The organism is uncultured Flavobacterium sp., from assembly GCF_937967675.1.
Lineage (GTDB): Bacteria > Bacteroidota > Bacteroidia > Flavobacteriales > Flavobacteriaceae > Flavobacterium.
Map to the genome: position 1 here is coordinate 1 of NZ_CALBSN010000067.1, position 22,263 is coordinate 22,263.

Sequence of the window (22,263 nt, forward strand, 5' to 3'; positions counted from 1 at the left end):
AAAAACAGAGTAATTGGAATGGGTGGAGCTTTAGATAGTTCTCGTTTCAAATATTATTTATCAAAAGCATTAGACAAACCAGCTAATGATGTTCAAGGTATGGTAATTGGAGGTCACGGTGATACTACTATGATTCCATTAACACGTTTAGCATCTTACAACGGTGTTCCAGTTTCTAATTTCTTGTCTCAAGCAGAGTTAGATAAAGTAGCTGCTGATACTATGGTGGGTGGCGCTACTTTAACAGGTTTGTTAGGGACTTCAGCATGGTATGCACCAGGAGCTTCTGTGGCTTATTTAGTAGACAGTATCTTAAATGATCAAAAACGTATGATTCCATGTTCAGTATTTTTAGAAGGCGAGTACGGACAAGAAGATATTTGTATGGGAGTTCCATGTATTATTGGTAAAAATGGAGTTGAAAAAATCGTTGATGTACAATTAAATGATGTTGAAAAAGCATTGTTTGCTAAGAGTGCAGATGCAGTTCGCAACATGAATGCTGATTTGAAATCAGTATTGTAATTTTACATCAAAATAAAAATTGAAAAACTGTCAAGTAATTGGCAGTTTTTTTTTGTTATAATCATTTTTAAAATAATATTTTTGGTAGTTCTTTTTTGCTAAAAATTCGAGTTTTTAACAATATTTTCTGTTTTGTGAAATACTTTTTTATGTTGCAAGTATTTCATTTTTAAGGAATAATGTGTTTTTTTAGTGAAACTTAGGTAAAAAGGTTACTTTAATCGAAAATAAAATTGCTAAATCCTATTGTAAATTATATATTTGTCCGTTTTTATAAAATAGAATAAATAAATTTTAGAATAATGCAGAATAGAGGACTTATTAAATTTTTCACAATTATCTTTGCTTTGGTATGTGTATACCAGCTTTCTTTTACTTTCGTAGCGAATAGTATTGTTTCTGATGCAAAAGCTTTTGCAAAAGGTGATACAGCTAAAGAATTACGCTATTTAGATTCTATCGGTAAAGAAGAAGTATACTTAGGTCATACTTACAAAGAAGTTACTAATAACCAAATCAACAAAGGTCTTGACTTAGAAGGAGGATTAAACGTTATTCTTCAAATTTCAGTTAAAGATGTTTTAAAAGGATTGGCTAATGATTCTAAGAATCCAGCTTTCAATAAAGCACTTGCTGATGCAAAAGCAAACCAACAAGGAAATCAAGATTATATTGATGCTTTCTTTGTGGCAGCCAATGCTGCTAATGTAAGATTATCAGCTGCTGATGTTTTTGGAAACAGAAACTTAGATGAGGTTATTAAGTTTGATATGACTAACAAACAAGTTGAGCCTATTATCAAACAAAAAGTTCAAGAATCGGTAGAAAGTGCTTTCAAAGTATTAAGAGAACGTATAGATAAATTTGGAGTTACTCAACCTAATATTCAATTATTAGGAAAATCTGGTAGAATATTAGTTGAATTACCAGGAGCAAAAGATGTTGATCGTATTAAAAAATTATTACAAAGTACGGCTCAATTAGAGTTCTGGGAAACTTATAAAGTTGAAGAAGTAGGTCAATACTTAATGTCGGTTGATGAGGCATTAAAGAAAACAGAAGTAGCTGTTAAAGCTGCGCCTGTAAAAACTTCAGGAATCGATTCGTTATTAACAGATAAAGCAGATACTATTGCTTCAAAAAACAGTCCTTTTTTAGGTAAAATGGTTGCTCCAGGTATGCAAGGTTCGCCTTACATAGGAAGTTTTGCTACAAAAGATACGGCAGTTATTAATGGGTATTTAAAAAGAGATGATATCAAGGCTTTATTACCAGCTAATTTGGCTAATGTAAGATTTGCTTGGGGAAAAACTAATGCAAAAACACCTGAAGTTACTGAATTATATGCTTTAAAAGGAACAAGAGATAATGTTGCGCCATTAAGTGGTGGTGTAATTGTTGATGCAAGAGATACTTTTGATCAATTAGGTAAACCTGCTGTTTCAATGCAAATGAATGGAAATGGTGCTAGAAAATGGGAACAAATAACAGGAGCCGTTTCGCAACAAGGAAATGCAATTGCAATTGTATTAGATAATATTGTTTACTCTGCACCTGGTGTAAGTAAAGGAGCAATTACTGGAGGTCAATCAGAAATTTCTGGAAACTTCACAATTGAAGAAACAAAAGACTTAGCAAACATTTTAAGAGCAGGTAAATTACCAGCTGCTGCAGAAATCGTTCAGTCAGAAGTGGTAGGGCCATCATTAGGTCAAGAAGCTATCGATAATGGTATGTTGTCTTTCGTTATTGGTTTCGCATTAGTATTATTATGGATGTTAGTTTACTATGGTAAATCAGGATTCTATGCAAACTTAGCTTTATTAGTAAACATTTTGTTCATTTTTGGAACATTAGCAAGTTTTGGTGCTGTATTAACATTACCAGGTATTGCGGGTATCGTATTAACAATTGGTATGGCGGTAGATGCTAACGTAATCATCTTTGAAAGAGCTAAAGAAGAATTAGATAATGGTAAATCAGTTCAAGAAGCTACTGATTATGCTTTCACTTGGAAAGGTGCGATGTCATCTATTATTGATGCTAACGTTACTACTGCAATTACTGCAATTATTTTATTAGTATTTGGTACAGGACCAATTCAAGGTTTTGCTACTACATTATTAATTGGTATTATAACTTCTGTTATAACAGCCGTTTTTGTAACTAGAATGTTCTTAGATTGGAGTTTAAGCAGAAATGAAAAATTAGCATATTCAACTTCATTAACTAAGACTTGGTTTAAAAATTTAAATATCGATTTCTTAGGGAAAAAGAAAATTGCTTATGTGGTTTCAGGTATTTTAGTAGCATTGAGTATTTTCTCATTAGCAACTAAAGGATTAAATCAAGGTGTTGATTTTGTTGGAGGTAGAACTTATCAAGTACGTTTTGATAAACCAGTTTCTGCTCCAGATGTAACGGCTGATTTAGTAGCTGTTTTCGGAAGTGCTGAAGCAAAAGTTTATGGTGGAAACGACCAGTTAAAAATCACTACCAAGTATAAAGTTGACGAAGAAGGTGAAGGAGTAGATAAAGAAGTAAACCAAAAATTATACGAAGGTTTAAAGAAATATTTACCAGCTGATTTAACTTATGATAAATTTGCAAATCTTTATGAAGGTAAAAAAGTAGGTATTTTATCATCTGCAAAAGTTACTGGTACTATTTCTAAAGATATTAAAACAAACTCTTTATGGGCAGTTTTAGGTTCATTATTTGTAGTATTTGTTTACTTAATGATTAGTTTCCGTAAATGGCAGTTTGGTTTCTCAGCTGTAATTGCAGTTGCTCACGATACAATCATTGTATTAGGTATTTTCTCTTTCTTCTATACAATTTTACCATTCAACATGGAGATTGACCAAGCATTTATCGCTGCTATCCTAACGGTAATTGGTTACTCGTTGAATGATACGGTAATTGTATTTGATAGAGTTCGTGAGTACTTAGATTACAATTCATCACCAGATTTCAAAGGATTAGTAAACAAAGCGTTAAATACTACATTAAGTAGAACTATCAACACATCTGCTACAACTTTAGTGGTATTAGTAGCTATCTTCATCTTTGGAGGTGAAACGATTAGAGGTTTCGTATTTGCTATCTTAGTAGGTATCTTAGTAGGAACTTATTCTTCATTGTTCATTGCAACTCCGGTAATGCAAGATACAATTGGTGAAAAAGAAGGTCGTAGAATGGCTGAATTTAAAAAAGAAGACTAATCAATTAGTTTCAACATATAAGAAAGTCCTGATTTGTTTCAGGACTTTTTTTATATATTTATATTTCTAGAATTGATACTTATGAAAATTAAATTTGTTTTGATTACGCTATTGTTTGTGTTCTTGTCCTGTAATAAGAACAAAGTCTATCATGATTTTGATTCCAATTTTGATAATAATCGTTGAAATGCATCTGATGTTAGAGTGTTTGAATTCGAAAATACGAAATCAGAAGGTATTTGTGACTTGAAACTTCATTTCGGTCATGCATTGGGTTTCAGTTTGAAGAAGTGCCTTTAGAAGTCGAAATTAAGGTTCCTGATGGTGAAATGGAAATGCTTCCTGTTACAATTAAACTAATTGATGATTCTGGAAAGGATTTAGGTGATTGTTCTGGTGATATTTGTGATGTTTTTCAAACCATAAAAACCTAGAAAAAGGAAAATATAAAGTGGCTGTCAAAAGTAAGTTTGCAGGGCCTTATTTACCGAATGTTCTCGGTGTTGGGATTGTAATTGAAAAGCAAAAATAAAAAAGGCGGTTAGTATTTCTAACCGCCTTTTTGTATGTATTATTTCATTAAGCTTCTTTAACTTCTTTTGCTTTCCAAACAAAGTAAATTCCAATAAATATAAACGGAATACTCAGCCATTGCCCCGTGGAAAAGGCATTGAATATTGGATATTGCTCAAATCCACCTTGACTTTCCTTAACAAATTCCACCACAAAACGTATTGACCAAAGTAAAATTAAAAACAATCCAAATAAGTAACCCGCTTTGTTTCTTGCTTCTGTTTTCCAATATAAAAACATCAAAATAGCAAAAACAAAAACATAACAAATAGCTTCGTATAATTGTGCTGGATGTTTTGGGGTTACAGCAGCTAAATATTCTGCAAATTGAGGGTTGTTAGTAATAGCACTGTAGGCTTCGTTTTTATCTCCAATTTGTGTTATTTGCATAGCATCGTTTGCACTATATTTATCTCTTAAAAACTTAATTCCGAAAGCTGAAGTAGTTTCAGTTCCTACTATTTCTGAGTTGAAAAAATTTCCTAAACGAATAAAAATCGCACCTAATGAAACTGGAATTACAATTCGGTCTAAAATCCATAAAAATGAACGTTTGATTACTCTTCTTTGGATGTAAAACATGGTTATAATAATTCCAATTGCCGCACCATGACTCGCTAATCCAGCAAAACCAGTGAAATGTAATGTAGGTTTGGTGCTAATTGGTAATAAAATACTCAACGGGTCTTGATTAAATAATTCTGGTTGATAAAAAATTACATGTCCCAATCGAGCTCCCAACATAGTGGCTACCAAAGTGTAAACAAATAACTTATCTAAAGATTCTACCGATTCGTTTTCTCTTAAAAAAATAGGTTTCATTACATACCAACCTAATCCAAAAGCCAATACCCAAGAAAGGCTGTAAAAACGTAACATGAAAAATCCTAAATCAATCCCTTCAGAAGGATTCCAAACCATATTGAGTGCGTGAATCATAATTTTTTGTTTCTGATTAAAGCGTAAAAATAAATATTATTATTGGGAAACTTGTTAAAATTCCGATAAGAAATTTTTTCAAGAACAATGACAATTTCAAAAATCAATTTCAAACCTGAAACCTGAAGCAAATAATCAGGAACACAGATTAAAGAAATTTAAATAATTTTAAAAATTAGAATAGCAAAACGCTCTGTGAATCTCTATTAAACTCAAACAAAGTCAAAAAAAGCTCTGCGAACCTCTGTGTAATAAAATCAAGGCACTGGATCATAACCGCTTCTTCCCCAAGGATGACAACTAAAAATGCGTTTCAAAGCTAACCAGCCACCTTTAAACAAACCATGTTTTTGCAAAGCTTGAATGGTATATGTAGAACACGTAGGTTCAAATCGACAAGTAGCCGGTGTAAAAGGAGAGATGCCAGCCTGATAAAATCGCACCAATAAAACTAATGGGTATACTAACCATTGTTTGACTGTTTTTGGATATTTCGATTGGTGTTGGCTATACATAAGTATTGATTAAAAAAAGAACCTCAATTGAGATTCTTTGTATTGTTAAAAGGTAAAACTAGTTCCTTCTTTTCCGTCTTTTAATTGAATGCCTAAAGCTAATAATTGGTCGCGAATTTGATCCGATAAAGCAAAGTTTTTGTTCGCTCTAGCTTCGTTTCGCATGCCGATTAACATATCCACTACACCGCTTAATTTTTCTGTGGTATTTGAATTTCCTGAAGCTTCATTGCTAATTCCCAATACATCAAATAAGAAACTTGAAATGGTATTTTCTAAAAGTTGAATATCTTCCAAAGTTAACGATTCTTTTCCGTCGTTTACCAAATTAATATAACGAGCACCTTCAAACAATTGGGCAATTAAAATCGGAGTGTTAAAATCGTCATTCATCGCATCATAACAACTTTGCTTCCAACTTGCAATATCTAAAGTAGAAGTAGTACTAGCTTTCAACATCGGAATTAGCTTATACGATTCCATCAAACGAGAATATCCTTTTTCGCTAGCCAACATCGCATCGTTTGAAATATCTAAAACACTTCTGTAATGCGCTTGTAAGAAACAAAAGCGTACAATATTTGGTGCAAATGGTTTTTCAAAAAACGTATTTTCACCCGTAACCAATTCCATCGGAAGAATATAATTTCCTGTCGATTTACTCATGCGCAAACCGTTCATGGTTAACATATTAGTGTGCATCCAAAAATTCACAGGCGAATGTCCGTTACAAGCTTTTCCTTGCGCTACTTCACACTCATGATGTGGGAATTTCAAATCCATTCCACCACCGTGAATATCAAAGGTTTCGCCCAAGTATTTGGTGCTCATTGCTGTACACTCTAAATGCCAACCCGGAAAACCTTCACCCCAAGGCGAATTCCAACGCATAATGTGTGCTGGAGAAGCGTTTTTCCAAAGTGCAAAATCTTGTGGATTTTTCTTTTCACTTTGCCCGTCTAAATCGCGTGTGTTAGCAAAAAGTTCTTCGATGTTACGGTTACTCAATTCGCCATAATTCATTCCTTTTTGGTTGTAAGCAAACACATCAAAATAAACCGAACCATTGCTTTCGTAGGCAAATCCAGTATCAATTAATTTTTGAGTTAACTCAATTTGCTCTAAAATATGTCCCGTTGCAGTTGGTTCAATCGTTGGAGGAAGAAAATTAAATATATCCAAAACCTTGTGAAAATCCACCGTATATTTCTGTACAATTTCCATAGGTTCCAGTTTCTCCAAGCGAGATTGTTTTACAAAACGGTCGTTATCCACATCACCATCATCGGTTAAATGTCCGGCATCGGTAATGTTTCTAACGTATCTAACTTTATAATCTAAATGTTGTAAATAACGAAAAATCACATCAAAACTCATAAACGTACGTACATTTCCTAAGTGCACATTGCTGTAAACAGTAGGGCCACAAACATACATGCCAATATTTCCTTCATGAATAGGAGTAAAGGTTTCTTTCTCACTAGAAAGCGTGTTGTATATTTTTAACGTTTGATTTTTATGTAATTCCATTTTTGTGATTGCTCAATATTTGTGATAGCTTATCTTAAAATTCTGATTTTAGAATCCTAAATTAAAACTGTGTATTTAACTTTATATAGTCTAAAAATTCTCTACGAACTTTATCTTCTTTGAATTTTCCGCCAAATTCAGCAGTAACAGTACTACTTTCGATATCGCGAATTCCTCTAGAATTTACGCATAAGTGTTTGGCATCAATCACACACGCTACGTCTTCAGTTCCTAGTACTTTTTGAAGCTCTTGAACTATTTGAATATTTAAACGCTCTTGTACTTGAGGGCGTTTTGCATAGTAATCTACAATACGATTCATTTTGGATAAACCTACAACTGTTCCATTAGATATATAAGCCACATGAGCGCGACCTACAATGGGAAGTAAATGATGTTCGCAAGTTGAATACACTACTATGTTTTTTTCAACTAACATTTCACCATACTTATATTTATTATCAAATGTAGAAGAACTTGGTTTTTTATTTGGATTTAATCCGCCGAAGATTTCTTTTACAAACATCTTAGCCACACGATTAGGTGTTCCTTTTAAACTGTCGTCAGTTAAGTCTAATCCTAATGTGTTTAAAATGTGTTCAACATCTTTTTTTATCAACACAATTTTTTCATCATCGGAAATAGAAAAAGCATCATCTCTTAAAGGAGTTTGAGCACTTGTAGCAATATGGTCGTTTCCTATTTCGTCTTGAAAATCTTCGTTTGGTATCATTATGAAAAATTAATTTTAATAGCAATTTTAAGTATTGCAAAGATAAATAATAAACTTTAAAAATAATTTGTAAATGTTAATTATTAAAAAAAAAGTGCATAGCTTTAAATTTTTGTTAAATTTGTGGTTCTATAAACTAATAATCAAACTATAAAAATGAAAAAAGTATTACTTTTTGGCATCTTTTTGTTTTTTCAATTCGGTTTTTCTCAGACTAATTTGAATGCTAATGATGCACTTCTAAAAGGAGTCAAACTTGAAAAGTACCCAGACTCAAAATTTAATTATATTGATAATGTTAAGATTTCTTGGGATTTTTCTAATGTAGAAATTACCAATAAAAAGGTTTCAATTGAAGTTGTAACAATTTATGATTGTTTTAATGGAGAAAATGCCTCTGATTTTAAGGAAACAATTAATGTTTTAAATGAAGATAATTTTACGGTGAGTGGATTTCGTGACTTAATTCATTTAGATCTCCTAGCAAAATGTTTTAAATGGAGAATACTATCTGTTGAAAACGGAGAAACAAAAGTTTCTGAATGGTCTTATTTATCATTTTTAAAATAGTTAAATCATGAAATTATTTTACAAAATTTTCTTTTTATTTAGTTTAAGTTTTGCCTTTGCACAATCTCCAGATTGTTCAACCGCATCAGCAATGTGTTCTGGGCAAGGTGGTCCTTACAATAACACACATCCTGGAACACCAGGTGGAAATCAAACTGGTTATGGTTCAATAACTGCTTGTGGTGGAAGTGGAAGTCATGGGAATAATGGTTCACTTGGTTCAACACCTAGACCAGCATGGTTTACATTTCAAATTGGTCAATCAGGGCCTATAGATTTAAATTTACAGCAGTTTAATATGTCTGGTACGGGAATTGATGTTGATTTTGCCTTATGGGGTCCCTTTTCAACTAGCAATTTGTCTACAATTTGTACTAGTTTGTCTGGTTTTAGTGCTCAAACTAATCCTGCAAATAATCATCCAAGTGTTGGTTATACAGGTCCTTGTAATTTAGTAGATGCTAGTTATAGTCAAACTTTTAATGAAACTGTTCATTTTCCTAATGCTATTGCCGGAGAAACCTATTTGTTATTAGTAACAAATTATAGTACTCAGCAAGGTACCTATACAATCAATCAAATTAATGTTACTCCAACATCAGGTCAAATTTCTTGTAATGTTGTATGTGGTGTTAATTTAGGTCCAGATCAATTATTTTGTAGTCAATTTATTACGAGTCATATTTTGATTGCAAATTTCAACCAAGCTCCAACGACACCGGGTACACCTACCTATTCATGGTATTTAGGAGGAAATTTACAGGCTACAACTACTACAAATAGTTATACGGTAAATCAAAGCGGAACATGGTCTGTAAGTGTAACAAGACCAGGATGTTCTGATATTGCAACTGATGAAGTTGAAATCAGATTTGCAGCTCCACCAATACTTAATACGCCAAATAATTTAAATGCTCCAAACGGTGCTTGTAGTCATACGTTTAATTTGCGTGATGTAGAACTTGATATGTTGAATCCAGCATTACCATCTAACTATGTTATTAAATACTATTTAGATGAAGGGGATTGTTTTGCAGGAAATGGTAATTTTATTGTTGATCCTACAGCCTTTACTGTTAGTATTACAACAACGATATATGTCAGAGTTGAAAATCTTGGAAATCCTTCATGTAGTAATTCTGAACAATATTTTGATGTAGTTATAAATTGTATTCCTACAGCATGTTCAATTAGTTTGTCTTCACCAGCTGGAACTAACAATCAAAATATATGTCAAGGAGATGCATTGACTAATATTTTATATACAACTTCTGGCACAGTAACTAATGTAACAGTTTCAGGTTTACCATCAGGTTTAACTACTAATTTTTCTTCTAATACTTTTACAATCAGTGGTACGCCAACTCAAACGGGAACGTTTAACTATACAGTAACTACAGTGGGTTGTTCTCCTGAGTTGTCACAAAATGGTACTATTGTTGTTAATAGTATACCTTCAGTACCTGTTATTAGCACGACGTTGCCAACTTGCTCCTCTGATGGTGTAAGTACTATTACCAATTATAATGCAGCAGCATCATATGTGTTTTCTCCCTCTGGTCCTACAGTTGGAGCTGGTGGACTTATATCAGGAATGACTATAGGTACATCATACACGGTTACAGCTACTGTTGGAAGCTGTACATCAGCAGCTTCATCACCATTTGTTAATAATTTAATATTAGCTACACCTAATACACCTACTGTTGCTGTTCAATCTGAAACATGTGCTTCAAATGGATTAGCTACAGTAACAAATTATGATGCATCATTAACTTATACTTTTAATCCAACAGGTCCTTCTGTTGGTGCCTCTGGTGCTATTTCAGGTATGGTTCCTGGAACTAATTATACACTTGTTGCTTCGAATGGGTCTTGTACTTCAATTGCTTCTTCTTCTTTTAGTATTAATGCAATGTTGGTTACACCAGCTATACCAACTATAACTACATTGACTCCAACATGTGTTGTAGATGGTTCAAGTACAATTTCTAATTATAATTCAAGTTTAACTTATATATTTACACCAGCTGGTCCTTCTGTTGGCGCGGGTGGTGCAATCATTGGAATGGTTACAGGAACTAGTTATACCGTTGTTTCTAATAATGGGGTTTGTACATCAGTTTCTTCAGTTCCATTTACAAATGCATTACAATTAACTATACCAGTTATTCCGACTATTTCTGTTGCTGCACCTACTTGTTCATTAAATGGAGTTGCAACAATTACAAATTATGTAGCAGGTTTAACTTACGTTTTCACTCCTCCTGGTCCATCAGTTAATTCATCAGGTGTTATTTCTGGAATGTCTGTAGGTGTTAATTATATTGTTGCAGCAAGTAATGGAAGTTGTTCTTCGCCAGACTCATCTGTTTTTTCAATTGCAGCTATGTTAACAAGTCCTTCAACTCCTATTATTTCTTCTGTTTTACCAACTTGTATTCAGCAAGGAAGTTCTTCAGTTTCTAATTATAATACTTCGTTGAATTATACTTTTACTCCAAGTGGTCCTTCAATAGATGCTACAGGATTAATATTAGGAATGAATATTGGAACAACTTATACTTTAGTTTCTTCTGATGGTACTTGTTCATCATTAACATCTTCAAGTTTTTCTAATTTAGATGTTTTAAGTAGTCCTTCTGAGCCAACTTTATCAGTAGAAAATGTTCTTGTTTGTTCAGGAGAAAGAGCAATTTTTGTATTAAATGGAACTCCTAATAATGTAATTACTTATTCAATTGATGGTGGAAGCCAACAAGAAATAACACTAAATACGCAAGGTTCTGGAGTTGTTGAAGTTGTAACTTCAAGTGCAAATGTTTCAATTCAATTGTTAAATATAAACAATGGAAACTGTTCTTTAGCTTTAACAAATTCTGCAACAGTTGCAGTTCAGTTTTGTTCTATACCAAAAGGTATTTCACCAAACGGAGATGGCAAAAATGATGTTTGGGATTTATCTAATTTTGATATTAAGAAAGTGGAAATATTTAACAGATATGGAACTAAAGTTTATTCTAAATCAAATTATGAAAATGAATGGCACGGTCAATCTGATAATGGTAATGATTTGCCAGATGGAACGTATTATTTTGTAATCGATTTTACAGATTTAGAAACTAAGTCAGGTTGGATTTACATTAACAGAGAACATTAATATTAGTATAATAAATAGGCTCAGCTTATTATAAATATAAATAAAAAATAATGAAAAAATTATTTTTAGTAACAATTATAGGGTTGTTATCCTTTTCGTCTGATTTACAGGCTCAGCAAGATCCACATTATACACAATATATGTATAATATGAGTGTTATGAATCCTGCATATGCTGGTAGCAAAGAAAATTTATCAATGGGTTTGTTGTACAGAAAGCAATGGGTAGATATTGAAGATGCACCAACGACAGGAACTTTTTTTGGACATACACCTGTTGGTAAAAATTTAGGATTAGGTTTATCATTTATTAAAGATAAAATTGGTCCAGTAGAGGAGAATAATGTTTATGCTGATATTTCTTATACCTTGAATTTAGGTGGTGAGCATAAATTAGCATTCGGGATTAAAACAGGTCTTACTTTTCATAAAGTTGGTTTATTTGACGATGTATATCCTACATTGCCTGACGCTAATGATCCAGCATTTTCTGAAAATACTAGTAATTCTTATTTTAATATAGGATCTGGTTTTTTCTATTATACTAACAAGTATTATTTAGGTTTGTCTGTTCCTAATCTTATGAAGTCTAAGCATTTAGATTTTAATGGGCGTGAATACGGATCAGAAGTTTCTCACTATTTTTTAACTGGAGGATATGTATTTGATATTAATGAAAATTTGAAATTCAAACCGTTTTTTATGATGAAATCTGCCTTTGGAGCTCCAACATCATTGGATTTATCATCAAATTTTTTATTTAATCAAAAGTTTGAAGTTGGAGCTACTTATCGTTTAGATGATAGTTTCGGTGCTATGGTTAATTATGCATTAACACCTAATTTAAAATTAGGTTATGCATATGATCATATTATTTCTGATTTGAACGTAACAACTCCTTCTTCACATGAGATTATATTGTTGTTTGATTTGAATTTCCCAAGAAAAGTATCGAGTTCACCAAGATTCTTCTAACCTAAATCGAATAAATTCCAATGAAAAAATTATATGTAACATTAAGTTTTGTGTTGGCTAGTGGAATACTAAGCGCACAAAATCAATATACCAAAGTAGCTGATAAGTTATTCGATAGATATGAATATGTTGACGCAGCTAAAGAATATTTAAAACTAGCTGAAAGCAGTAAGGCTGACAATTATGTTTATAAGCAATTGGCAGAAAGTTATTACAATGTTTTTAATACTAAAGAAGCTGTAAAATGGTTTGCTAAAGTTGTAGAACAAAAACAAGATGCTGAGACTTATTATAAGTATGCCCAAATGTTAAAAGCAGAGGGGAACTTTAAAGAAGCTGATAAGCAAATGCAACAATTTGCTCAATTACAGCCAAATGATCAAAGAGCTAAATCATTTTTAAGTAAGCCTAATTATCTACCAGAATTAAAAGGGCAATCTAAATTATATGATGTAACAAAGTCAGATATTAGTAGTGATAAATCTGATTTTGGTGCTGTTCTTACAAATGATAATAATTTTTATTTTTCAAGCGCCAGAAACACTTCAAGAAGAAATAATGGTTGGAACGAGGAGCCATATTTAGATATTTATAAAGCTACTTACAATGCTAATGGAACAATTAGCGATGCTTTAGCAGTTGAAAGTTTAAATACTAAATGGCATGATGGTCCAGTAAGTATAACTAAAGATGGTACCACTATCTACTATGGAAGTGAAAGTTTTAATGAAAAGGAATATGTGAAAGACAAAGTAAAAAAGGCGAAGTTTGGTAAAATATTTTTGTATAAAGCTTCAAAAGAAGGTGATAAATGGGGGAACATAAAACCGCTTCCTTTTAACAATAAAGAGTTTTCTGTAAGAAATCCAAGTATAAGTAAAGATGGTAAGACTTTGTATTTTTCATCTAATATGCCTGGTGGTTTTGGTGGTGAAGATATATGGAAAGTATCTGTTAATGGGGATGAGTTTGGTACTCCAGAAAATTTAGGAGCTAAAGTAAATACTGAAGCTAATGAAAGTTTTCCATTTGTAACAGATGAGAACGTATTGTTTTTCTCATCAAACGGTAAAACAGGTTTTGGAGGATTAGATGTGTTTATGATGGATTTAAATAAGGGGACCGATCCAATTAACGTTGGGGAACCAGTAAATACTTCTAAAGATGATTTTGCATTTACATTTAACGCTGCAAAGAAAGTAGGTTTCTTTTCTAGTAATCGTGATGGTGTGGACAATATATATATAGCTAATCCAGTATGTAACGTTCAAGTATTAGTAAAAGTGAAAGACGCAAAATCTGGCAATGTAATAGATGGGGCTACTGTAGTATTAGTTGATGAAAAACAAAAAACTGTTTCAAATAAGACAACATTAGCTAACGGTGAATCTTCTTCAGGAGTTTTATGTTACACTTCTTATAGTGCACAGGTGTCTAAACAAGGCTATGAAAGCGGAGTTTTTGAAGTTGCAAAAGCTGAAAATTCTCAAGTTGTAGTTGAAGCATTATTGAACCCAATTATGCCAATAATAACAGAACGTGAAGTAATATTACAGCCTATTTATTTTGAATTTAATAAAAGTAATATAACTGCAGAAGGAGCAGCAGAGTTAGATAAATTAGTTGCCGTTATGAATGAATATCCAACGATGGTTATTTTTGCTAAATCACATACTGATAGTAGAGGAAGTGATAAATACAACATTAATTTATCTGATAGAAGAGCAAAATCTACAGTTCAATATTTAGTTAGTAAAGGTATATCTAAAGATAGAATTTCTGGTCAAGGTTTTGGTGAGAGCGAACCAAAAGTTGAATGTAAGCCTTGTACAGAACAAGAGCATGCACAAAATAGAAGAAGTGAATTCTTAATTGTGAAAAAGTAAAAAATATTTACAAACACTTAGTTCTTTAATTAAGAACTAAGTGTTTATTTATTTAATTAGTATTTTTATTTAAAATCTTAACTAAAAATAGTTAAATTTGATAATTAAACCAATCATAACTACAAATTATTAATGAAAAAATTATTACTTTTTATTATTGTTCTTTTTTCAACGTTTATTAATGCTCAAGTATTAAATGAAGGTTTTGAAGGAACAACTTTTCCACCAACAGGTTGGGTTACATTTGATAATGGTGTTGGTTCTAATTTATGGGTTAGAAATACAACAGCTTCACTTGTTTGTCAAGGAGTTGGTAGTGCTAGGATAAATCCTCAGACATTTCCTGTAGGTCAAACATCTGTTGATTATTTAGTAACACCCCAAATTACAGTTCCACCAAATGGTCAAGTTCGTTTTTATGCAAAAGATTCCCAATTGGGTAATTTTGGAAGTATATATACGGTAAGAGTATCAACTGCTTCGCAGACAAACCCTGCGGATTTTACTATTATTCAAACTTATACAGAAACTGATTTTGATTATCAAAACTGTATTCAAAAATTTATACCATTGAATGCTTATGTAGGTCAAAACATCTACATTGCTTTTGTAATGGAAAATAATGCAGGAGATAGATGGTTAATTGATACTGTTAAAGTTGATGAACAATGTTTGGCACCAACAGGACTAAATGTTACTCCTCTTTCAACTTCTGCACAATTATCTTGGACTAGTCCTTTTCCTGGCGGACCATGGGAAGTTGAGTATGGGCCCCAAGGTTTTACTCCAGGTACAGGAACTATTGTAACGGTTAATACTAATCCAAATACTACAATATCTGGTTTATCTCCACTTACTTCATACAGTTTTTATGTTAGAACATTGTGTGAACCTGATAATGTAAGCCCTTGGTCTGTAGTTCGTAATTTCACTACAACAGTAGCCCCTCCTATATGTGGAGGTAACTTTGTTGATCCTGGAGGTGCCACTGGACAGTATGCTAACAATTATAATAATACTGCAACTCCTGTTGTTATTTGTCCTACTAATCCAGGGGAATTAGTAACAGTTACTTTTACATCATTTAATACAGAAACTAATTGGGATGCATTATATGTTTATGATGGACCTAATACAAGTTCTCCATTAATTTCAAGTGGGAATCCAGCTGGTAATGTACCAGGTGGTCTTGCAGGTGGATATTGGGGAACTACAATTCCAGGCCCTTTTACATCTACCCACCCAAGTGGATGTTTGACATTTGTTTTTATAAGTGATAGTTTTGGTCCTCGAGATGGTTGGACATCAAACATTACATGTGCTCCAGCTCCAGATTACTGTGCTGGGGATCATTTTTATGACATTGGTGGCGCTACAGGAAATTATCCAAATAATATTTCCCCAACTAGAGGCTACAAAAAGATTTGTCCACCTGCTGGACAGTCTGTTAGTGTTTTCTTTAACTCCTTCAATATTGCTGATGATACTTTCTCTATATATGATGGCGATGATTTAGCTACTGCTCTTTTGGTGGGAACCTACACAGGGACTTCTATTATTCCATCTTACACTGCAAGTAATCCGGCTGGTAATGGATGTTTGATTTTTGTATTTACTTCAAATGCCAATACAAATGCAGCTGGTTGGGATGCTTCAATAGTTTGTGGACCTCCTTGTCAATCTATTTCATCTTCAATTGTTGGATCATCTCCTCCACGAGGAGCTGATACAGTCATTAGAGTTTGTCAAAACCAATCATTTACAATTGATGGAGCAGCAGTTTTTGGTAACGATGGTACTGGTGCTACATACCATTGGGATTTTGGTGATGGTAATACGGCAATCGGGCAAAGTGTTTCTCATTCTTATTCAGCGCCTGGCATTTATTCTATAAGTTTATATGCTAAAGATGCCGTTGGCTGTAGAAGTATTAATAGAATTAATCAGTTAGTTTATGTTTCAACTACACCTTCTTTTACTGGCACATTAGCGGCTGATGAAGAAATTTGTTTAGGTCAATCAACTATTATAACAGGAGCAGTTACGCCTCAACAATATGTTAGAAATTGTGCTCCTCCAGTAAGTGGTACAACTTTTTTACCTGATGGAAGTGGTGTGTCTTATGAAACGTCTGTTCCTGTTGATTGTTTTCCTTTAGGTACAACGCTTACATCAGCAAGTCAAATTACTTCAGTTTGTATCAATATGGAGCATTCCTTTTTAGGAGATTTACAATTACAATTAATAAGTCCTTCTGGACAATCTATTATCTTAAAAGCTTTTCCAGGCGGTGGCGGTACATATTTAGGCTGTCCTTTAGATGATCCTGCAACTACTTCAGGTATTGGACGTGATTATTGTTTTACTCCAACAGCCACAACGCTTTTAGTTAATGGGGCAACCTCAAATTGTGGGACTCCAAACGGGGCATCAATAAATGCAGGAAATTATCAACCTGTACAACCATTTACTAATTTAATTGGTAGTACGTTAAATGGTAACTGGACATTAAGAGTGACTGATAATTTAAATATAGACAACGGATATATTTTCTCATGGGGTATCAATTTTGATAGTGCTTTAATTCCAACAGATTATCAATTTACTCCTGTAGTTACAAGTTCGAACTGGTCTCCAGATCCTTCAATTACAAATGTTTCAGGAAATCAAATTACCGTAACCCCTACAAGTGTTGGAAGTCACTGTTATACATATAATGTTACAGATGATTTTGGTTGTCAGTACAGTCAACAAGTTTGTATTGATGTTAAACCAGGGGTTAATTTAGATACTTTAACAGCGGGTCCAGATACATGTGAAGGTGGCGATGGAGTTTTTAATTTTGTAGGTAGTCCAAATGCCATCGTAACTTATAATGTTACTGGAGGTGTGAATTTGACAAATCAAACAATTCAATTAGATGCTTCTGGTATAGCTGTTTTAACACTTCCTGGAATAAGTTCTACTACAACAGTAACAGCAACTTATATAACTGAACCTCCTGTTCCAGTTACTGGAAATGCTATAAGTGTTGCGGGTGGGGCAAACCCTAATAATGCTACAGGGCCTATTTTGCCAGCTGGTACTGCCGCCTCTGTTGTAAATTCTGCTACGATTAATGCTACAGCTGCTAATCAAAATATAATATTGACTTTAGGGCATGTAATACCTGCAGGTACTCCTGTTACTATTAGTATAGCTAGAAACAATTCATCAGCTTCAGTTAATATTGTTGATGGTGCAACTACACAAAATTTTAATACAGGTGCTTTAAACATTTTACAGCATATCACTTTTATTAAGGGAACAACTTCAAATACTATTCGAATTAATAGGGTAAATGGAACAACTTATTTAGATGGTGTTTCTTATGTGTTTAATCAACAAGGTTGTGATAGAAATTTAAATATATCAGCGACTCAAATAACAAATGCAATCCCTGTTATTGCTGTTACTCCAGCTACATGTACTTCGGATGGAGTGGCTACAATTACAAATTATGCTGCATCAAATACCTATGTTTTTGATCCTATTGGACCTACATTAAATTCATCAGGTGTTATTAGTAACATGATTTATGGTCAGTCTTACACAGTTGTTTCAACTAGTTCTGTTTGTCCTAATGGTAATTCTCTTCCATTTTCAATTGATGAAATGCTACCAACTCCTGCAACACCGATAGTTGATGTTACGGCACCAACGTGTTTTGCTGATGGATTTAGTACTATTACAAATTATGATCCAACATTGACTTATACATTTAATCCAGTTGGACCAACAATTGATGCATCAGGATTGATACAATCTATGGTATTAGGAACAAGTTATACAGTTACATCGACTAATAGTTCACTTTGTACTTCGATTGTTTCAAGTGCATTTGTAAATCAACCGATGTTGATAACTCCTGTAGCACCTATCGTTAATGTTACGGCACCAACATGTTTTAATAATGGAGAAGCAACTATCACGAATTATGTTGCTGGAGAAACCTATGATTTTAATCCAACAGGACCTACAGTTGATGCTTCTGGAGTTATTTCTAACTTAACCTTTGGCACCAGTTATGTTGTGACAGCTTATAATGGAAGTTGTACATCTGCTGCTTCTAATGCGTTTACTGTTAGTGAAATTTTACCTAAACCAGTTTTAGTTAGTATTATTTCAAATAATTCTGTTTGTGAAGGAACTGCCGGTAGTATAACGATTACAGCAACACCTAATTCAGTAGTTACTTATAATATTGATGGAGGTTTAAATCAAACCGTAAATATTGATGCTACTGGTTCAGCTACAATTGTTACACCAATTCTATTTATTAATAGTACTTATAATGTAGTATATGTACAATCATTAATAGCTCCATTTTGTGGTCAAGCTCAATCTGGAAGTGCAACAGTTGTTGTAAAACCACTTCCAAATGTTATTATTACACCTGCCTTAACAACAATTTGTTCTGGAACTTCTACAAGTATTAGCTTAACAAGTTCAGTTCCTGGTACAACGTTCTCATGGGTAGTTTCAGATCAGTCAAACGCAACAGGTGCTTTTGATTCTAATGGTGATTTTATTTCACAAGTTTTAACTGCAACATCTGCAACAAATAGTTATGTTGAATATTTAGTTACACCAACAGCTGATGGTTGCGTTGGTATACCTCAGTCTATAAGAATAAATATATCTCCATCACCTGAAGTAGTGGCAACGAATTTTAATCCTGTATTTTGTTCAGGGGGTTCTACCAATATTCAATTAGCAAGTAATGTACCCGGTGCTGTTTTCTCTTGGACTGTAACAGGAGGTAATGTTTTGGGGGCATCAGGGAGTACAGGAACAAGTATTAATCAAACATTAACGGTTAATCCAGGAACTACATCTACTGTTGAAGTTGTTTATTCAATTGTTGCTGAAGCAAATGGATGTTTAGGACCAGTACAAATTGTTAAGGTTTATGTTAATCCAATCCCAGATGTAAGTATCGCAAGTAGCACTGTACCATTGTGTTCTGGTGAAACTACAAATATTTCTATTTCTGGAACAGTTCCAGGAACAATATTTAACTGGATAGTAACTAGTTCAACTGGTGTTACGGGTGCTTCTAACGGAAGCGGAACAAGTATTCAACAAATGCTTACTGCTACCAGTTTATCACAAGGATCTGTAACTTATCAAGTTACACCAACGTTTAATGGATGTATTGGTACTCCACAAAGTGTAACTGTTATAGTTAATCCTAGACCAGAAATGTTTGCTACCCCAACCCATAGAGAACTTTGTAGTAACGAATCAACTTATATAACAGCTTCAACTTTTAATACAAATACGATTTTTGACTGGGTAGTATTCCCTGTTGGAGTTAGTGGAGCTAGTTCAGGTAGTTTTTCAGGAACTAATTTAATAATATCTCAATTGTTACATACTACTGGAAATACTCAAGGTTATGTGGATTATGTAATTACACCAAGATTAGATAGTTGTAAAGGAAATTCAATGACAGTTAGAGTGTATGTAAATCCTCTTCCAGAACCAAAATTAGTTGACGGTTCAATTTGTGTTGATTCATCTGGTGTTCCATTCCAAACGTACACTTTGAATTCTGGATTGGATAATGCTACATATGATTTTGTTTGGTATTTTAATGGAAATCCTATACCTAACTCTAATAACGCAACTTACACGGCAACTGCTGTTGGAACCTATGGAGTTATTGCAACAAATAGTGTAACAAATTGTCCATCTTCAGATGTATCAAATATGGTAACAGCTATTGTTGGTTCAACTACTCCTGCAACAGGTATTTCAGTAACTCAAACAGGATATTTTAGTGGAAATGCTACAATTACTGTTGATGTTACGGGAGGTTCAGGTACTTTAATGTACTCTTTGGATGAGGGCACATTACAAGCTTCTAATATCTTTACAAATGTTAGCTCTGGTCCTCACGTCGTAACCGTTATAGATACAGAAGGATGTACCTATTTTACTTATGATGTATTTATTATTGGATATCCACAATATTTTACACCTAATGGTGATGGATATAATGATGTATGGAAAATAGATGGTTTACAATCTACAGATGTGATTTTTATTTTTGATCGATATGGTAAATTAATCAAACAATTAAGAGGAGAAGAATTTTGGGATGGTTCTTATAATCAAGAACTACTACCTTCTACTGATTATTGGTTTACTGTTGATTATTATGAAAATGGAGCTAAGAAACAATTTAAAGCTCACTTTGCATTGAAAAGATAATTTTAATAAATAACAAAAAAGGCGAAAGAAATTTCGCCTTTTTTATTTTCAGTATAAAAAGAAAAGGGATACAATTGTATCCCTTTTCCTTTAATATTATAAAATTAATTGATTATAATTTGTTGTAGGTGTTTAATGCTTCTTTAAGAATTTTAACAGATTTAATTAAATCATCTTTCTTTAAAACATAAGCAATACGAACTTCGTCTAAACCAACATTTGGTGTTGAATAAAATCCTGCTGCAGGAGCAACCATTACAGTTTCACCATTTAAGTCGTAAGACTCTAATAACCATTGTGCAAATTTATCAGCGTTATCTATAGGTAATTTAGCAATACAATAGAAAGCGCCTTTTGGAGTAGCTACTTTAATACCTTCAATTTTAATCAATTCAGTAATTAAAGTATCTCTACGATCTTTATACTCTGAAATAACAGCATCAAAATAACTTTGAGGAGTTTCTAAAGCAGCTTCACTGGCAATTTGAGCATAAGTAGGTGGACTTAATCTAGCTTGTGCAAATTTCATTGCCGTTGCCATTACTTCTTTATTTTTAGAAACAATACAACCAATACGAGCGCCACACATGCTATATCGTTTAGAAACAGAATCAATCATTATAGCATGTTCTTCAAGTCCAGGTACATTCATTACTGAAAAATGTTTATCACCATCATAAATAAATTCACGATATACTTCATCGGCGATTAGAAACAAATCATATTTTTTTACAATTTCAGCTAATTTTAAAATTTCCTCTTGCGAATATAAATATCCCGTTGGATTACCAGGATTACAAATTAAAATAGCTTTTGTTTTAGGAGTTATTAATTTTTCAAATGCTTCTATTGGTGGTAAAGCAAACCCAGTTTCAATTCCTGATATTACTGGAACTACTTTCACACCTGACGCTGTTGAAAATCCATTATAATTAGCATAAAAGGGTTCGGGAATTATAATTTCATCTCCTGCATCCATAGTGCTTCCCATAGCAAAAAGTAAAGCTTCAGAACCTCCTGTTGTAATTATAATATCTTGAGTATCTATTGGTAACCCATGGTTTTTATAGTATTGAGAAAGTTTTGTTCTATAACTTTCAAAACCTGCAGAATGACTGTATTCAAGAACTGAAATATCAGCTTTTTTTACTGCTTCTAAGGCAACTTCTGGCGTTTTAATATCGGGTTGACCAATATTTAAATGATATACTTTATGACCTTTTTTTTTAGCAATTTCTGCAAAAGGTACCAATTTTCTAATTGGAGATTCTGGCATTTGTTGCCCTTTTATTGAAACTTTTGGCATGATTATTTTTTTATACGTACAAAATTGCGATTTTTTTTTGTGAAAAGTACATTAATTGATATTAAAATAT

The 22,263-nt window shown here is 33.0% G+C and carries 12 protein-coding genes and 1 pseudogene; 8 read left to right on the forward strand and 5 right to left on the reverse strand.

Annotated features, from left to right (window positions below; translation table 11 throughout):
• The 3 genes and pseudogenes from Q0075_RS04445 to Q0075_RS04455 all read left to right on the forward strand — a co-directional run.
• Window positions 1-525, forward strand: a pseudogene (locus Q0075_RS04445) (malate dehydrogenase); the annotation flags it as partial.
• Window positions 526-827: 302 nt separating this feature from the next.
• Window positions 828-3,749 (forward strand): protein translocase subunit SecDF, encoded by a 2,922-nt coding sequence (secDF, locus tag Q0075_RS04450; RefSeq protein WP_297868462.1) that lies wholly within the window; start codon window positions 828-830, stop codon window positions 3,747-3,749.
• Window positions 3,750-4,039: 290 nt separating this feature from the next.
• The gene (locus tag Q0075_RS04455) at window positions 4,040-4,183 is read left to right on the forward strand and encodes a hypothetical protein (RefSeq protein WP_297868463.1); all 144 of its coding nucleotides are present in this window, start codon (window positions 4,040-4,042) and stop codon (window positions 4,181-4,183) included.
• 145 nt (window positions 4,184-4,328) lie between these two features.
• Here the strand turns inward: Q0075_RS04455 and lgt are convergent, their stop codons facing one another.
• The 4 genes from lgt to folE all read right to left on the reverse strand — a co-directional run bounded on the left by lgt (window position 4,329) and on the right by folE (window position 8,039).
• Window positions 4,329-5,261: a prolipoprotein diacylglyceryl transferase gene (gene lgt / locus Q0075_RS04460; protein WP_297868464.1), complete on the reverse strand. Its 933-nt coding sequence runs from the start codon at window positions 5,259-5,261 to the stop codon at window positions 4,329-4,331.
• Between the two features lie 257 nt (window positions 5,262-5,518).
• The gene (yidD, locus tag Q0075_RS04465) at window positions 5,519-5,776 is read right to left on the reverse strand and encodes a membrane protein insertion efficiency factor YidD (RefSeq protein WP_297868465.1); all 258 of its coding nucleotides are present in this window, start codon (window positions 5,774-5,776) and stop codon (window positions 5,519-5,521) included.
• A gap of 45 nt (window positions 5,777-5,821) precedes the next feature.
• The gene (gene cysS / locus Q0075_RS04470) at window positions 5,822-7,306 is read right to left on the reverse strand and encodes a cysteine--tRNA ligase (RefSeq protein WP_297868466.1); all 1,485 of its coding nucleotides are present in this window, start codon (window positions 7,304-7,306) and stop codon (window positions 5,822-5,824) included.
• A gap of 61 nt (window positions 7,307-7,367) precedes the next feature.
• Window positions 7,368-8,039 carry a GTP cyclohydrolase I FolE gene (folE, locus tag Q0075_RS04475; protein ID WP_297868467.1) on the reverse strand — a complete coding sequence of 224 codons (672 nt, stop codon included), beginning with the start codon at window positions 8,037-8,039 and terminating at the stop codon, window positions 7,368-7,370.
• A gap of 156 nt (window positions 8,040-8,195) precedes the next feature.
• On the opposite strand from folE, the gene Q0075_RS04480 reads away from it, so the two are divergent.
• The 5 genes from Q0075_RS04480 (at window position 8,196) to Q0075_RS04500 (ending at window position 20,887) form a co-directional block, all read left to right on the forward strand.
• On the forward strand, window positions 8,196-8,609 hold the full coding sequence (locus tag Q0075_RS04480) for a hypothetical protein (protein WP_297868468.1): 414 nt from the start codon (window positions 8,196-8,198) through the stop codon (window positions 8,607-8,609).
• Between the two features lie 7 nt (window positions 8,610-8,616).
• Window positions 8,617-11,769: a gliding motility-associated C-terminal domain-containing protein gene (locus tag Q0075_RS04485; RefSeq protein ID WP_297868469.1), complete on the forward strand. Its 3,153-nt coding sequence runs from the start codon at window positions 8,617-8,619 to the stop codon at window positions 11,767-11,769.
• A gap of 50 nt (window positions 11,770-11,819) precedes the next feature.
• Window positions 11,820-12,743 (forward strand): type IX secretion system membrane protein PorP/SprF, encoded by a 924-nt coding sequence (locus Q0075_RS04490; protein WP_297868470.1) that lies wholly within the window; start codon window positions 11,820-11,822, stop codon window positions 12,741-12,743.
• Between the two features lie 20 nt (window positions 12,744-12,763).
• The gene (locus Q0075_RS04495; RefSeq protein WP_297868471.1) at window positions 12,764-14,629 is read left to right on the forward strand and encodes an OmpA family protein; all 1,866 of its coding nucleotides are present in this window, start codon (window positions 12,764-12,766) and stop codon (window positions 14,627-14,629) included.
• A gap of 132 nt (window positions 14,630-14,761) precedes the next feature.
• Window positions 14,762-20,887: a PKD-like domain-containing protein gene (locus Q0075_RS04500; RefSeq protein ID WP_297868472.1), complete on the forward strand. Its 6,126-nt coding sequence runs from the start codon at window positions 14,762-14,764 to the stop codon at window positions 20,885-20,887.
• 112 nt (window positions 20,888-20,999) lie between these two features.
• Here the strand turns inward: Q0075_RS04500 and Q0075_RS04505 are convergent, their stop codons facing one another.
• Window positions 21,000-22,193: a pyridoxal phosphate-dependent aminotransferase gene (locus Q0075_RS04505; RefSeq protein WP_297868473.1), complete on the reverse strand. Its 1,194-nt coding sequence runs from the start codon at window positions 22,191-22,193 to the stop codon at window positions 21,000-21,002.
• Window positions 22,194-22,263: the final 70 nt, after the last annotated feature.

What these genes read in the sequence shown, in the direction of transcription:
- secDF (WP_297868462.1), top strand. Translation starts at nt 828, where the DNA reads ATGCAGAATAGAGGACTTATTAAATTTTTCACAATTATCTTTGCTTTG.
- Q0075_RS04500 (WP_297868472.1), top strand. Translation starts at nt 14,762, where the DNA reads ATGAAAAAATTATTACTTTTTATTATTGTTCTTTTTTCAACGTTTATT.
- Q0075_RS04495 (WP_297868471.1), top strand. Translation starts at nt 12,764, where the DNA reads ATGAAAAAATTATATGTAACATTAAGTTTTGTGTTGGCTAGTGGAATA.
- Q0075_RS04485 (WP_297868469.1), top strand. Translation starts at nt 8,617, where the DNA reads ATGAAATTATTTTACAAAATTTTCTTTTTATTTAGTTTAAGTTTTGCC.
- yidD (WP_297868465.1), bottom strand. Translation starts at nt 5,776, where the DNA reads ATGTATAGCCAACACCAATCGAAATATCCAAAAACAGTCAAACAATGG.
- folE (WP_297868467.1), bottom strand. Translation starts at nt 8,039, where the DNA reads ATGATACCAAACGAAGATTTTCAAGACGAAATAGGAAACGACCATATT.
- cysS (WP_297868466.1), bottom strand. Translation starts at nt 7,306, where the DNA reads ATGGAATTACATAAAAATCAAACGTTAAAAATATACAACACGCTTTCT.
- Q0075_RS04490 (WP_297868470.1), top strand. Translation starts at nt 11,820, where the DNA reads ATGAAAAAATTATTTTTAGTAACAATTATAGGGTTGTTATCCTTTTCG.
- Q0075_RS04480 (WP_297868468.1), top strand. Translation starts at nt 8,196, where the DNA reads ATGAAAAAAGTATTACTTTTTGGCATCTTTTTGTTTTTTCAATTCGGT.
- Q0075_RS04505 (WP_297868473.1), bottom strand. Translation starts at nt 22,193, where the DNA reads ATGCCAAAAGTTTCAATAAAAGGGCAACAAATGCCAGAATCTCCAATT.
- lgt (WP_297868464.1), bottom strand. Translation starts at nt 5,261, where the DNA reads ATGATTCACGCACTCAATATGGTTTGGAATCCTTCTGAAGGGATTGAT.